The sequence below is a fragment of the Rosettibacter firmus genome (assembly GCF_036860695.1).
Lineage (GTDB): Bacteria > Bacteroidota > Ignavibacteria > Ignavibacteriales > Melioribacteraceae > Rosettibacter > Rosettibacter firmus.
This window is the reverse complement of record NZ_JAYKGJ010000002.1, coordinates 498,917-514,108: the sequence shown is the minus strand read 5'-3', so window position 1 is coordinate 514,108 and position 15,192 is coordinate 498,917. Positions and strand designations below refer to the sequence as shown.

General features: G+C 23.7%; 10 protein-coding genes. All 10 read right to left on the bottom strand.

Translation table 11 applies throughout. From position 1 onward, the window contains the following. Nucleotides 1–210 precede the first annotated feature (210 nt). The 10 genes from VJY38_RS09065 to VJY38_RS09020 all read right to left on the bottom strand — a co-directional run bounded on the left by VJY38_RS09065 (nucleotide 211) and on the right by VJY38_RS09020 (nucleotide 14,691). Nucleotides 211–2,241: a hypothetical protein gene (locus VJY38_RS09065; RefSeq protein ID WP_353680372.1), complete on the bottom strand. Its 2,031-nt coding sequence runs from the start codon at nucleotides 2,239–2,241 to the stop codon at nucleotides 211–213. Then, the gene (locus VJY38_RS09060) at nucleotides 2,242–3,333 is read right to left on the bottom strand and encodes a glycosyltransferase family 4 protein (RefSeq protein ID WP_353680371.1); all 1,092 of its coding nucleotides are present in this window, start codon (nucleotides 3,331–3,333) and stop codon (nucleotides 2,242–2,244) included. A 342-nt stretch (nucleotides 3,334–3,675) separates the two neighbouring features. Then, entirely contained in the window at nucleotides 3,676–4,404 is a 729-nt protein-coding gene (locus tag VJY38_RS09055) for a methyltransferase domain-containing protein (RefSeq protein ID WP_353680370.1), read from the bottom strand. Nucleotides 4,405–4,963: 559 nt separating this feature from the next. Beyond that, nucleotides 4,964–6,052 carry a glycosyltransferase gene (locus VJY38_RS09050; protein WP_353680369.1) on the bottom strand — a complete coding sequence of 363 codons (1,089 nt, stop codon included), beginning with the start codon at nucleotides 6,050–6,052 and terminating at the stop codon, nucleotides 4,964–4,966. Further along, nucleotides 6,045–7,001, bottom strand: coding sequence for a GDP-mannose 4,6-dehydratase (locus VJY38_RS09045; RefSeq protein ID WP_353680368.1), 957 nt, complete (start codon nucleotides 6,999–7,001; stop codon nucleotides 6,045–6,047). Before VJY38_RS09045 ends, VJY38_RS09050 begins: the two co-directional genes overlap by 8 nt. Nucleotides 7,002–7,332: 331 nt before the next feature. Continuing rightward, nucleotides 7,333–8,532 (bottom strand): glycosyltransferase, encoded by a 1,200-nt coding sequence (locus VJY38_RS09040; protein ID WP_353680367.1) that lies wholly within the window; start codon nucleotides 8,530–8,532, stop codon nucleotides 7,333–7,335. 628 nt (nucleotides 8,533–9,160) lie between these two features. Beyond that, a complete protein-coding gene (locus VJY38_RS09035; protein WP_353680366.1) occupies nucleotides 9,161–10,477 on the bottom strand; it encodes a glycosyltransferase in 1,317 nt (438 codons plus the stop codon). 8 nt (nucleotides 10,478–10,485) lie between these two features. Continuing rightward, entirely contained in the window at nucleotides 10,486–11,724 is a 1,239-nt protein-coding gene (locus tag VJY38_RS09030; protein WP_353680365.1) for an ACT domain-containing protein, read from the bottom strand. A gap of 418 nt (nucleotides 11,725–12,142) precedes the next feature. Then, the gene (locus VJY38_RS09025) at nucleotides 12,143–13,372 is read right to left on the bottom strand and encodes a glycosyltransferase family 4 protein (RefSeq protein WP_353680364.1); all 1,230 of its coding nucleotides are present in this window, start codon (nucleotides 13,370–13,372) and stop codon (nucleotides 12,143–12,145) included. Beyond that, complete coding sequence (locus VJY38_RS09020) at nucleotides 13,369–14,691, bottom strand: MATE family efflux transporter (protein ID WP_353680363.1); 1,323 nt, start codon at nucleotides 14,689–14,691, stop codon at nucleotides 13,369–13,371. The genes VJY38_RS09025 and VJY38_RS09020 overlap by 4 nt, the downstream gene beginning before the upstream one ends. Nucleotides 14,692–15,192: the final 501 nt, after the last annotated feature.

Here is a 15,192-nt window from a genome sequence, read left to right as displayed (position 1 = left end):
TATAATATTACATTAAAATGAAATTTATAAACAATACTGATAAATACAATACACTTAAAAATATACTTATAACTTAGAAAAAGTACTTTTTACTAAAAATAAAAAACATTATTAGCTACATTTACGTTTAAGGAGAACAATAATATCTATTTTTAATGAATTAGTTATAGTTGTCAAATAAATAAAAAGGAATCTTTCATTTTATTTAATTTAGTATAATTTTTTAATCTTATTAATTTTTTTTATTACAGATGTAAATTCTAATCCTAAAATTTCTAAGTACCATTTTATAGATTCGTATCTAGGTTTATTTTCTTCATTAACTAATTCTAAAGCTCTTTTTCTCGATAACATTCCTTCTCTTATCTGATTACTTCTAAATGTATCATATTCACTAAAACCAGCTACAGTATAATATATATAATTATAAAATGCAGATGTTCCATCGCCAATCCGCCAAGTTGCATTAGTATCAATTGCCATTTCCCATTCATACTCTTTTAAAATTAAATCTTCAATTTCGTTTTCATCCCATTTATAGTAATCAAATAAATTATAATAATCTTTTTTAGGCCATATATATCTTGAAACAATAGATCCTAATGAATCAATAACAGATTGATTTAAATATCTAGGATTTAATAATACATTTTTACCCACAAAATAAAATAGTTTTAGTTGATCATAAACACTTAAAGAATAATTTCTTTTTTTATTAAAATTTGGCGAAATACCTGCAAAACCAGTTTTAAAATCTGTATTTTCAAGACGATTTTCACCCCAAATATTTAATTTGATATTATTTTGTTTTTTTATCTTATTAGTATAATAAAAGAAAAATTTATCACCTGCCATAAATAAAGGTATCATCCCAAGATGTGGTTTTTTTAACCAGGCTATAATATTTCTTCTAATATTTGCTCTTTTCCAGTGTATATTTGCCGAAACAATTATATTTTCTACTCCAAGTTTACTACATACTCTTGCAATATTTCTTCTTGCCAGATCGGTCACCATTCCCCAGTCGTATGTAAATGCAATTGGATTCAAACCAAGAATTTTTTTAACAAAATGTAAGGTAAAAGTGCTATCCCTTCCACCACTATAAGGGACTAAACAATCGGGCTCACCATTTACTTTACGATATGGCTCAACTAAATCATATAAAAGCTCTACAGGTTTAGGATTATTCTTAGGTACGTAATTTCTACAATAATTACATATACCTTTATCATCAAATTCAATGAATGGAAAAGTTTCTGGTAATATACACTTGCTACATCTTTTTAATTTAGAAATTCGATCTATGTTATATTCTAATAATTTTCTTTCACTATTGGTGACTAACAAATTAGAGAAAATTTTAGGATCTATAACTGCATGTAATTGTTTTTTATAATCGACTAAATTAATAATATCTATTTTATAATACTTATCTAAATTCTTAATAATTTCAACATCATTAATATTTTTAGAGTTAAATTCAGTAATCGAAAAATTGTTTAAATTAATTTGATATCCACTTAAGGGTTTTATTTGTTTAATTATGAATTTACTATCATTAAAATCATCAAATTTTTTAATTAACTGAAGTAGAATGTTTCGTTCAGAACCAAATATAATAAGTTCTTTTTGATCTGTTAAAACATATAGTGAACCAAAGTTTGAAAAAATTATAAAAACGTCGCTATAAGTATCGTAATATGCAGTTGATATTGTGCCAATCACTTCAGAATTTGCTATTAAACAAGCCTCTGCAGGACTAACCTTACCGTCATATTTATTAATTAAATATCTTATATAACTAAAGAAAAATTCGGTATCAATTTCATACTCCCTTTTTAAATAATTATGCTTCTTCCATAACTCATCAACATTAGTTATTATACCATTGTGTATCCCAACAATTCCGTCCTTAATAACTGGTTGATTGTTTACATCTTCTAACTGGGTACCGTTTGTTACTAACCGTGCATGCCCAAATCCTATAAATAATTTTCTTTCATTTTCAGTTAATATCTCCTTTTTTAATTTCAAGTATTCATTTGATTTTAATAAAATATCAACCGAAAAGGGACCTTTAAGAACCTTTAATGTACTATTTGATTCAAATCTGAATGCTATTCCTGAGGAGTCTTTACCTCTCACTTGAGACAGTTTTGCTATATACTCAAGTTTACTAATAAGATTTTTTCTATTAAGATCAACTTCACGTGCAATTATACCGAATATTCCACACATTTAACAACCTATCAATGTACTATAGATATGATTATATTTGCTTGAAATTTTATCCCAAGTATACTCCTGAGAAACCTTATTATATGCTTTTTCAGCTTTTTTAATTAGTATATTAAAGTTACTTTGGCAGTATAATATTTTAGCTGCTAAATCATTAATATCGTTTGCTCTAAAAAATGTTATCTCACTTTCATCAAAAATACTTTTCACTGAAATGATATCACTTGCCAAGACGGGAATTTTATGGGAAATTACTTCCAGTAAAGTCATAGACATAGCTTCAAATAAGGATGGAAAGATAAAAATTTTTGATTTTTTCATATAATCATATAGTATGGATTTATCTTTTAGCAAAGGTATAAATATAACATTCATCCCTTTAGATAATGTAATGATTTTATTTTTATAATTTTCATCTTGATTAAGGTCACCGATTACAAGTAACTTTCCTTTTATATTATATGTCTTAATAGCACTTAATAATAGATGTAATCCTTTTATTTCATATATTCTTGCTGCAATAAAAAGAAAATCAAACTCTTTTTCTTTTTTTTCAATTTTAATTATATTAACACCATTCGGTATATATAAACATTCTCGATTATAATGTTCTTCTACCATTTTTTTATCTATCAAAGAAACGGAAACAACCTTATTTGCAAATTTCATATTTAATTTTTCTGAAAAACGGAAAAAATAATTGATAAATTTATTAAACTTAGGATCATATTTATCAAGAAAAATACCATGAATTGTCAAAACTACCTTATATTTTAATCTAAGGAGTGGAGTTATAAAACCACTTTCAGAATGATGTAAATGAATTAAATCATAGTTTCCGAAAAGCAGCGAATGAAAAAGAGACCTCAAGTAATATTTGAAACTACTAAAACCACTAACTTTTTTTTCTTTAAATATAATTTGAGTTACACCATTATAATTTTGTTCATATGCGTGAGTTGAAATTGCATATACTGTAAAATCAAACTTATTTTTTAATTTGCTTATTAGCTCCTCTCCAACCGAAGCTGCACCTCCAAAAGCAGGTAAACCTTTTAAACCAATTACTGCAATTCTTGGCTTATTACGCATCACTTAATCTTTTAGTATCTCAATATATTTTTTATATTTCTTTTGTTAATTATTTATTAATTTCCACTAACCTCTTAACTTAAATTAAATAACATTTAATTAAAATAATTTAATTTATAAATTTTAATTAATAATTATTCGAATTCAATTACATTAAAAGCATTATTATTAGCATAAATCAATTTTTTAAATATTATAGAAACCTAATACTTTTTTATGTAATGTTTCAAAAGTAAATTCAATAATAAAATGGTCTTTCACGTAAAATAAAATTAATTAGTGTGATATAGTTAAAATTCCACTTGCTTCTACTCAATTAATGTCATTCAATGGTGGAAAAAATTATTTTTTTAAATGAATAATAAAATGACTTAGCAAAAAATAAGCTGCAATCTGATTTGAAAATAATACCTGTCCTAACTTCCTTAATTGTTTAGGTGATGTCCAGACTAAACTTGTGAACCGAAAACCAACTTTCTCTAATAATTCTATCCATACCTCTGGACTATGGTGTTTTTGCCATTCTATAGACCACGCTAATGGACTTTTTATTCCTAAAGAATTAAAAAAATTTTTATTGGAACAATCCGCAATGATTATAATTCCATTTTCATTTAATAAATTATATATTGAGAAAAATAAGTTTTTATATATTTCATAAGAATTTTTATCAATTAATAAATTAATACAAGCATTTTCATTAAGGTGATTTATTGAATTATGTAGTATAATAACGTCATATTTTTCAATTGTTGAATAGGTTTGAAAAGTTTGATTAAATATATAGACCTTATTTGATATACTTTTTAAATTATTTTTTATAATATTAAATTTTTTAATTGATAAACTGTCTGAACCATCTCCATAAGGCTCTATTAAGTCAACTTTATTTGAACCTGCAGCCGCAGCGTAAAAACTAGTTAAACCTGCACCACCACCGATATCTAATACTTTTTTGTCCTTGAAATTTATATCTTTAAACAACTGGTTTTTGTAATACCATATAAGACTTTTGGGTGAGTGGTATATTCTATTTTTAATTATAAAATCCAAAAAAATTTTTATTTCCATTTCCATAATTTTAAAAAGGTTTTATTAAACTTATTATAAATGATTTAAATTTACAAAAATAAACCTCCATCTCTTATATTTAATTTAGTAAATAATATTTTAAATGATATTTTATCAAATCATAAATATTAAAAAATTATCAACATATATATATTCATAATTTTCATTAAAATTAATAATATTTTTTATTAATTAAATAAACATTAAGAATATTGAAGTTATCTGATAAATTAAAATTAATCCCATATTTAATATTGTACAAAATTTTGAAATAAAAAAAATAATATAAGAATGGCAATAATTATATTATTAAAATAACAATAATTAAAATTAATCACTGTTAAAATAAATATTGATTACGCTAAAACTCATTATTCTTTAAAAATTACATTAATTAAAAAATTTCATTATTGAATTATTCTTAGAAGAAAATTTTAGAAGAAATAAACAAGTAAATATCAATAAATAATATTATTCTTAATCAAATCAATTAAATACACAATGCTATATAATATATATATATATATATATATATATATACTATTGCTATTAAATAATATTAAGAAACATTAAGTATTTTATCAATAAAATAAAAATATTTTTCACGAAAAGCTTTTAATGAATAATTCTGGTATAATCTATTATAACTATTTAACCCAAATGTTAATCTAAGATTAGAATCAACGATTAATCTAAAAAGATTAGCTGAAATATTAGTATAGTCCTTGATTGGGGATAAAAAACCATTTTTATTATCTTCAACAAGAAATTTATTATCACCAACATCTGTAGCAACTATTGGTAAAGATAAAGCCATCGCTTCCATAATAGAGTTTGATGTCCCCTCAAAAAGCGATGTCATCAAAAAAATATCACATTCTTTAAGTAAATCAAATACATTATCTGGTTTAATAAATACTTCTACAACCTTTTTAAGTTGTAATTCATTTATCCAACGATAAATCTGTAATTCTTGCTCTCCATAACCAATAATTCTATACCTAATCTCATTTTCATTCAAATTATAATTTTTAATTAAATGTTGTATTGATTTAAGAGCTGTATAATAATCCTTTTGTGGAACAAATCTTGCAAGTGTAACAATTTTTATTGTTTTTTTAGGTACTCTCTCAATATATTCTATTTCTTGCTCAAAACAATTTGGTATAACAATGCATTTAGATGCTTCAAAACCTTTATCAACAAAATACTTGCAACCCGTGTAATTATTAAAAATAGTAAATTCGAGCAAATGATTATGAAGGTATTTTTGAATTATAAATTTTAAAAACGGTACTTTAGAGTTTCTAATACCACCAACTATATGAGGTACTCTTGCCAACTTACCAATAATTGAGCTATATAAATTGTTACTTGCTAAGAAATTAAATATGATTTCTATTTTTTTTCTTTTAAGAAATAGATATAATTTCAGAAATCGTTTAATAATATTACCACTAAGAAAATAATATTGAATTTTATTATCATCTAAATATTTTTTGAACTTCATTTCTACTTTACGTTTGTCCCATACAACAACATATGGTGAATATTTATTCATTAAAACCTTTGATAGAATCACCGCTTGTTTTTCTGCACCACCAGAAGTTAATGTCGGTATAAAAACAACTATATTAGTTTTAGACATGATTGTTTTGTTTAAACCAGTTTACAAAATCAATAATGCCTTCTTCAAATTCGATTTCTGGAGTATAACCTAGTATTTCTCTTGCTCTTGAAATATCAGCATATGTTTGAAGTAGATCACCATCTTGTATTGGTAAAAATTTTTTACGTGCTTTCTTTCCCGTAATGCTTTCCAATAAATTAACTAAATACTCTAAAGAAATTGGTTTAGAACCACCAAGATTTAATATCTCATAACCTTTTAGTAACTCTATAGATTTTTTAATTCCCTTAATTATGTCATTAATATGAGTATAATCTCTTCTAGTTTGTCCATAACCATAAAGTGGAATTTCTTCATGCCTAAATATCGATTTAGTAAATTTATGAATAGCAAGATCGGGACGCTGACGAGGACCATATACTGTGAAAAAACGCAAACAGAATATATCCATCTTATATAGATGATGATATGTATGACAAAGTAATTCACCTGCTTTTTTACTGGCAGCATATGGAGAAATAGGATTATCAACATTCATATCTTCCCTAAATGGCACATCTTTGCAATTGCCATAAACAGAAGAAGAAGAAGCAAATATCATTTTTTTACTTTCAGAAATTCGCATTGCTTCCAACACATTTAGTGTTCCCAAAACATTTACTTCAAAATAACTAATCGGATTTTGTATTGAATTTCGAACTCCAGCTTTTGCTGCCAAATGAATAACAATATCTGGGCATGAATCTAAAAATAAATTTGTAAGATTAATTCTATCTAAAATATCTAATTCATAAAATGAAAAATTTATATTACCCAAGGCATTTTTGAGATTGGCAACTTTAATTTCCCTCTCATAAAAATTATCGAAATTGTCAATACCTATAATCTGGTATTGATTATCTTTAATTAAGGAATCAATAAGGTTACTACCAATAAATCCTGCCGCCCCTGTTATAAGTATTTTCATTTCTTTAATTAATTAATTTTACCAAAACTTATTTATTTTTTATCCGTATTTTCAGAATTAATAAACTGTTTCATTATTAAATCTTGTATTTAATATTTTCGCAAATTATTAATTAAGCCTTTAATATATCCATTTAACTCACTAATTTATTACTAAAATTAAGTAAATAGTATATTCATGAATAAAATAAGAAAAGTATTAGTATAGAGTAGATGCCAAAATGTTAAAAATTGAAAAACCAACATTCTTACAAAAGTTTTCTTTTTTAAATTTAATATTTAATAAATTTATTATAAATATATGCTTTAAATAAAATCAACATATTCTAGTTTTAATCAAATAAAAATTTGTTCAGTGTCTCTGCATACAATCTATAATCAAAATATTTTTTTGCTGTATTATAAGCCTCCTGGGTAATTTTATATTTTGTTTTCTCATAATTTTTTAAAATTTCGATGATTTTTTTTTCAAAGCCTGCTGGCGTTATGTCATGGACTATATAACCATTAATACCATCTTGAATGTATTTTGAATTATCACTTACATCTGTTACAAGAACCGGCACTCCACTTATAAGATATTCAGCCAATTTTGTGGAAAAACCATATTTAGTCTGTTGGTTATGTGGCCTGGGTAAAATCAAAAGATCCATTTTCTGCATTTCATCAAGGACAACATCATGTTTTAAAATACCATTATAAAAAATCTTATTTGTCATATCTTCTTTCTTTAACCATTCTTGAAAATATTCATACTCTACATTACTAATAGGCCCATATAGAAAAAGTTTTGTATTTATATCCTTCCGGTTTAAATTTTTTATAACCAATAAAATATTTTCAATGCCTTCTTTTCTAAATGATACAGTACCGAAAAAACCAATATTGAAAGAATCTTTTACCGATGATAAATTATTATTTTTTTTCTCTGTAAAGTCTATAAGTATTGGTATCAAAAGTATTTTTTTATTGTATTTACTATAGTAGCTGTATAAATTTGTTGAGATTACCAGAATTCCATTATAAAATGACGAAGAATATTCTAGAATCTTATAAAAGAATATATCTATTAAATTTTTAATTATTCTTAAAAATTTAAAATATAAAGTTCTCTCTGGATAACGATTTTTAGGATATGCTCTTCTTAATTCATTTATTTCTAAAAATATTTTATTAGATGAGAATATTTTAAATATAATTAAAAAAATAATATCTGCTCCGAATTTAGAAGTTGGATATAATATGAAACAGGTATTATAATTTTTTAAATATTTTTTAATTCTATTAAGAGAAAAAATAAATTTTAAGTATGATCCCTTTGCTTTAATTTTCTCTTTTATTCTATAAATGTTATCAGAAATTTTTTCTAAATCTTTTATGTCATTAAAATTCCCATAAAATGAAAATAATATGACAGTAGTTGAATGAATTGCCAGGGCTTTTGCATAATTAATAATTCTATTATAACCAGCTGTAGTATTCTGAGAAAAAGATAACGTTGATACAAAAACAACTACTCTCTTATTTATCATTTAGTTAATAATTTCTTTTATAAAAATTTATATTATATCAATACAATGGAAATCAATAAGTTTTTATTATAAAATGTAAAATATCATTTAATATCTTCTTGCTATATTGCTTGATGACAAAAAAACTTAATATTCTCATTTTTAAAAATTGAAACAAATATTTTTAATTTTTAATAAACCAATCAAATAAAAATTATAAAAACCTATATACTTAAAATCAAAAATTCTTGTAAAAATAATTGATGTATTAAAATTAATTTAAATTCCATTTTATTAATCATAATATATTTAGTGCAAATTTTAGAAATAAAGATTATATATTCTATATTTAATTTTAACAAAGAATATATAATTATAAATAATATTCTATAATATGTATCACAGAATAAACTAAATCTATTTTTAGATATTAAATTATTGATTTTATTATAATTAAACTTTTAATAGTTCAAATTAAATATTAATATAAATATATAAAATTTATGAATTATTTTTAATTAAGTTATGATTAAAATTTAAAATTGTAATATCTATGTCTACGAATACTCAGCTTGATATAGATTTACAGTTACTCCTTTTCACTACTATTCCAATTTATTTATAAATATCTTATTTATTATTAAAAATATTATTGAATAAGTTTCTCGTAAAATTCTTTTGTAACTTTTTGTATATCATAATTTTTAATAGCAAAATTTTTAGCATTTTTACTTATGTGTTTTCTTAATTCTTCATTGTTATATAAATCTAGTATTTTAGAAGCTAAAATCTTGTAATTATTTTCATTGATAACAATAGCCCATTCGTTTTTTTTAGCATGTTCTGATAAAAAAGTTTTACTATCTGCGAAAACAATAGTCGGTGTACCTGATATCATATACTCAGTAGCCTTTGTAGGCATAGATAATCTAGCAAATTGAATACTCTTTTTATCAAAATCCAGTGGTAAAATAAGTAAATCAGCACTACTTAGAAGTTTTGGCATGCTTTCATAATTTACTGGTGGGAAAACTTTAACCCTTTTATATTTTTTTTCAAAATACTTAACATTTTTAGGATCAAAATTATTAGCATAAATTTTAAAAGTAATATTTATTGAATATTTCAAAAATATATAATCAATTGCTTTGCAGATAGTATGCAAGCTATTAGAATTAGCCAGTCCTATACGGCCTGTATATAATATCTTATATGGATTATTTTTTCCCCACTCCTTTTTAGAATATGGAAGCCATTTATTTAAATCTATAGGATTATGAAATGGGATGAATTCTCTTCCATAGCGCTGTAAATACTCTCTCGACATACCTTCTGAAATAGAAAATAGGAATTTAGCTTCATTGAATAACTTTCTTAATTCCTTATCAATTATTTTTTCCCAATATTTTTTAAAAATTATACACTTATCTGGCAGATATTTTGGCCAATCGTCCATTATATGAATTGCAAGCGGAACCTTTAGATTGTTCGAAATAATTGAAACAAACCGAATAAGCTCAAGAGTACTTAATTGAGTATATATAATATCCGGTTTAAATTCTGAAATAAAATCATACAATCTTTTAGAAGGGAGAGTTCTTGATAGTAAAAAGTATAAACCAAAAGACGAAAATAATTTATCAATTAATTTTTTAATATTACCATTAAAATGTATGGGTGTTTTACTCATTCCTTTTTTATTATAATCAACATTAAAAATATATCTTCCAGAATAATATTTTTGTTGTAATAAATTAAGCGGGAATTTTGGCCTAATCTCATCCGTTCCCAATTGATAAATTGGTATATAATGATAGTTACTATCTGTTTTAACGATTGTTTTGTGTGTAGATACTACCGCTATATTTTCTTTTGGCCAATTTGAAAAAAGATTAAGTAAAGTTATACCACCTCCACTTCTTTTATGAAAAGTTTCTCCAATAATTAAAACTCGTGGAAAAAACATATCTATTTTTATTTTCGATTCATATAATAAGAAGTATAATTTAGGCCAAGATAAATAATCGATCTAAAAAATACTTTTTCAAATAGTAATTGAGAAAATGCAAGAATTAGAATAGTAGTTAAACCAGCAATAGCATAAATTCGTGATAAATTATATTTTGTTGTAATTTTTTCAAATGATTTATATATCAAAAACCAATATAAAAATGTATAAATAAAACCATATGACCTTAATAAATTCGTTATTCCATTAGGTCTGTGTGAAGAAATTAAATCATTTCCGAATAAGACCTCTGTTCTTCGACTCCAACCAGTTAATGGTCTCTCTTTAATATCTTTCAAATCTAATAACAGAGCCCCAAATCTATTTGCCGAAATATATGCTTCTGTAAATTGTTGTTCTATTTTGGGTTTTAGAAATTGAAGATTAATAAATAAATAATATCCTAATAAAATAAAAAAGATAGAAACAAAGACCTTATAAAAACCTTTCATTTTGAAAGAAAATAATATTAATACGAAAAATAATGCAACAAAACAAGTTGTTGAAAAAGTGGTTATTATTGCCAGTATTAGAATTTTAGATGTTCTATCAAATAAACCTCTTATACTACCGGGTTTAATCTCTAATAAATATAAAAAGTAAGCAATAACTAAAAAAGAACCAAAAGCTCCAGCTTCCCAAAATATTCCAGCATTCCTAGGAAATTGTGTTTGTCCCATTATATAATTAGGATCAAAAGTATAAATTAATAATGTAGGGGTTTTATAATTTTGATAATCACCTTTTAAAGGGAATAAATTATCGGCTAAATTGTAAAGTGGATGAATTATTGTATGAATAAAATTTATGGCATAAAAAATAAAACTAACCAATGCTATTATTGTCATTGATTTTACATATATATTAATATAACTTTTTCCTATATAAATAATTATAGAGTACCCATAAATATATAATAATGCAATTTTTATAATTGTTTTAGAATAATCAAGGCTAAAAATTATAGAATGAAACACTTCAAAGCCAACAAAGAATAATAGAGAAAGTAAAAAAGTTTTATTAAAATAAATTTTTGGATTTCTTAAAAATATAGGAATGAAAAATATAAGTGTAAATGAACCAAATAAATCAATATTTTGATTAAAAAATGGATTACCTGATAATAAAAGCATATATAAAACTAAAGTATAATTATAAAATTTATAAGACATTTTATTTTCATAAGTGTAATTATTTTTTTTCATTTATATTTTTTTAGTAAATATTATAATAAAATATGATTAAAAAGATATAAAAAACGATAATTAAAATAGATTAAAACAATATGCTACCTAAAATATTGAGACATAAATTATAATATCACATAAAATTCAACAAAATCTATTTTATAAGCTATAATCTAAACGGCATCAGATTTAGTTATATTCAAATAATACTTTAATTAAATAAGATGATGTTTAAATTTTATTGATATAATAAATATTATAAATCTTTCTCAATTAATTTGTTTATACAATAGTTCTTTATTTATTGAATGCTTATTATTTAGTTAACTAATATTTTATTAGCGCGTAATTATTTTTATTTATCCAATGAGTAAACACATAAATATTTTTATAATGCTATTTTGTTTGAAAAAAACAATTATAAAATTTTATTAGGTCATGTCAATTTTTCGGATATTATAATATCATTATATATATTTATTAATTCATTTACAATTTTAGTTTTATCATGTCTAATCAGTGCTCTTTGTCTAGCATTGGACCCCAAATCAATAGCTCTACCTCTATTTTTTATAATCTCTAAAATTGCACCTGCTAAAGCCCAAGGATCCCCATCTTGTACTAAAATTCCATCCTCATTATTGTTCACAATTGAACCAGTTCCTCCTACAAATGTGGAGATGCAGGGTAACCCAAGTATCATTGCCTCACATAAATTGTTAGGGCTATTTTCAATATGTGAAGGCATGACGTATAAATCAGCTTCAAGTAAATTCTTAACCAATTCTTTATCATTAAGTTTTCCCAAAAATATTATATTTTTTAATGTGTACTTATCTCTCAGTTTCCTTTTTATAACTTTTAAAATACTATTATTTAATTCTATACCAGCAATTAACCACTCAATATCTAATCCTAATTTCCCAAGCTCATACATAGTTTCAAATATCGTCTCTAAACCTTTATAAAATACAGGGGTGGTAGTAGTAATAATTCTAAATCTCTTATTATATGGTGGGTTCCATTTTGTATTATAAAATACATCCCTTAATATCTCATCACAATGGTAATATTTACTTTTGGGCGCGAAAATTCTAGATATTCTTCTATCCCAATCTGTCCTACCAATGATATACTTACAATGCTGTAAATTATTTATTTCTCTTTTTGCCATTTTTTTAAATTTATAATAATTCATTTTATGTTCATTTAAAATATTAATATTTAAATAATGTCTTTCTATACCAGAGAAATATTTGTGATAATATATTGTTACATTCCCTTGAATTGATATAACAACTGGTATTTGTACATATGGAACTATACATGCAAATGGATTTTCGGTTCCATGAATATGAATAATATCTGGTTTTATTGTGTTAATAATGTTTATGTAAATATTTAAATGTTCATTCAATATTATTTTATTAAAATATTTTCTAATAAATCTTTTAATTAAGCTCTCGTTTATGTGTATTGGAATATAATTAGTATTCTGATATTTAAATGGTAAATGTTTAGTCTTATAATAAAAAGCAATATAAAGTTCTAAAGACTTTTGAATTTCTTGGTCAAGAGCTTTTAGCCACCCTCCACTTCCTTTTAATTCGTTTTTGAAATATTCATCAGCATTACATGGTGTGTTTGTAAACCAAAGAACTCTCATCTTTTTATAAATTTAAGATATTGAATAGGTGCAATAATCGGCCCATAAAAATTTGAAATAATAATTGCTAACACAATACCAGATAACCCAAATGATAATATTTTTATAAATAAATATGCTAAAATTATAAAAATTAAAGGGCTAATTAATGATGATATTGTTTGTACATTAATTTTTCCTATACCATTTATAAACATAACAAAAATACTACCAAAACATAATAAAAGGACATAAATAAGCATTAAAAATGAAAGACAATAGGGTATTTCAATTCTAGATCCAATCCATATTCTAAATCCAATTGGTGATAATATTAATAAAATAAAACCTACAAAAGAGAACAATAACCAAAGTTTTATTGTTTTATTTATAACTTTTTTTATCCAAGTTATTTCATTTTTTGAATATGCTTCAGTAAATGCAGACCAGTAAGGTGCTATTATTAAAGAAAACGACATCGAAATAATGGAAAAATATTTATAACAAATATTATAAACAGCAACATCTTCTGCACTAAACCAATGCGCTATTAAAATATTTGCTGTTTGGAATTGAATTATAACAGCAATTTGAATAATAAAAAAAAGTGAACCTAATCCAAAAAGTGATTTAATATCAGAAATTCTAACATAACTAAATTTAGGTTTAAATTTTTTATAAATTGTATTAAAAAAATATATGTTATAAAAGAGTAATACGATTGTTGGTACAATGCTATAAATAAAAGACAAAATAACAAGATTCCCAGTTAAAGTCTTTTTTGCAATAAATATAAAGACTAAACTGAATAAGTTGCTAATCAAAGAAATAAATGAAGCAATAGCATTTAACTGGCTAGCCATCAAAAGGCTATTAATTAGTTTTAATAATAGTTGAAATAAAAAAGTATATACGACAATAGAGGCTACAATAGAAAGATTATATGCTGTATCTTGTGGAGCGGCTAAAATTACGGCCCAATTTATGAAGGGTTCTAAAATTTTATATATTAAAGACAATAATATAATTATAATTGCTAGAGTAAAATAAGCACTACTAACGTAGTGTTTAGCTCTTTCTAACTCATTTAATGCGATTGCTTCGGCGAATTTGTTGCGTAAACCGTGACCTAAACCTACATCAAATAAACTCGCCCAACCAATTATTGAACTCAATGTTAACCATATTCCATATTGTTTTACGTCCACAAAATCTATAGTTAATGGTACTAATAAAAGTGTACATATAACTACACCTCCTTTTATAAACAAACCTGCAAGTATATTTTTTACGAGTAGTTTAGTTCTTGGATGGGATGTATTGTATTTATGTAAATACAAATAAAAAAAATTTTTAAATTTAGAATTACTATGTATAAATTTAGTAATAACCTTTAACAGATGACTTTTTACTAGATATGTTAATAAGTTTATTTTCACAATTGCTATATTACCATAATTTTGAATTTTTTTTTATATTTTAATGTATGAATTATTACCTTCTTATTTTTTTATATTATTTTAATTCAATTAAAAATTATACTAACAATTTTAATCATAAAACTAAGTATTGTAAATAGGACTAAAACTTTTTATTAATCCCTTAAATCCGATATAGGAACACAAGAAAGGGGATTTGTGTCCAAAAATATAGATGAGATGTTATAAAATTAATTTTCTATCGACTATGTGAGTTTTTATTCCTTGTATTTTTAGATTTTTCTGTTATAACTAAAATGATTTTTTGTGAAATATTTATAATTATCCATTATTTGTTCTTTTAATAGGAAAAATATTATTGTTTATTTGTTCTCAGGCTAATAAAATAACAGAGGTGATAAT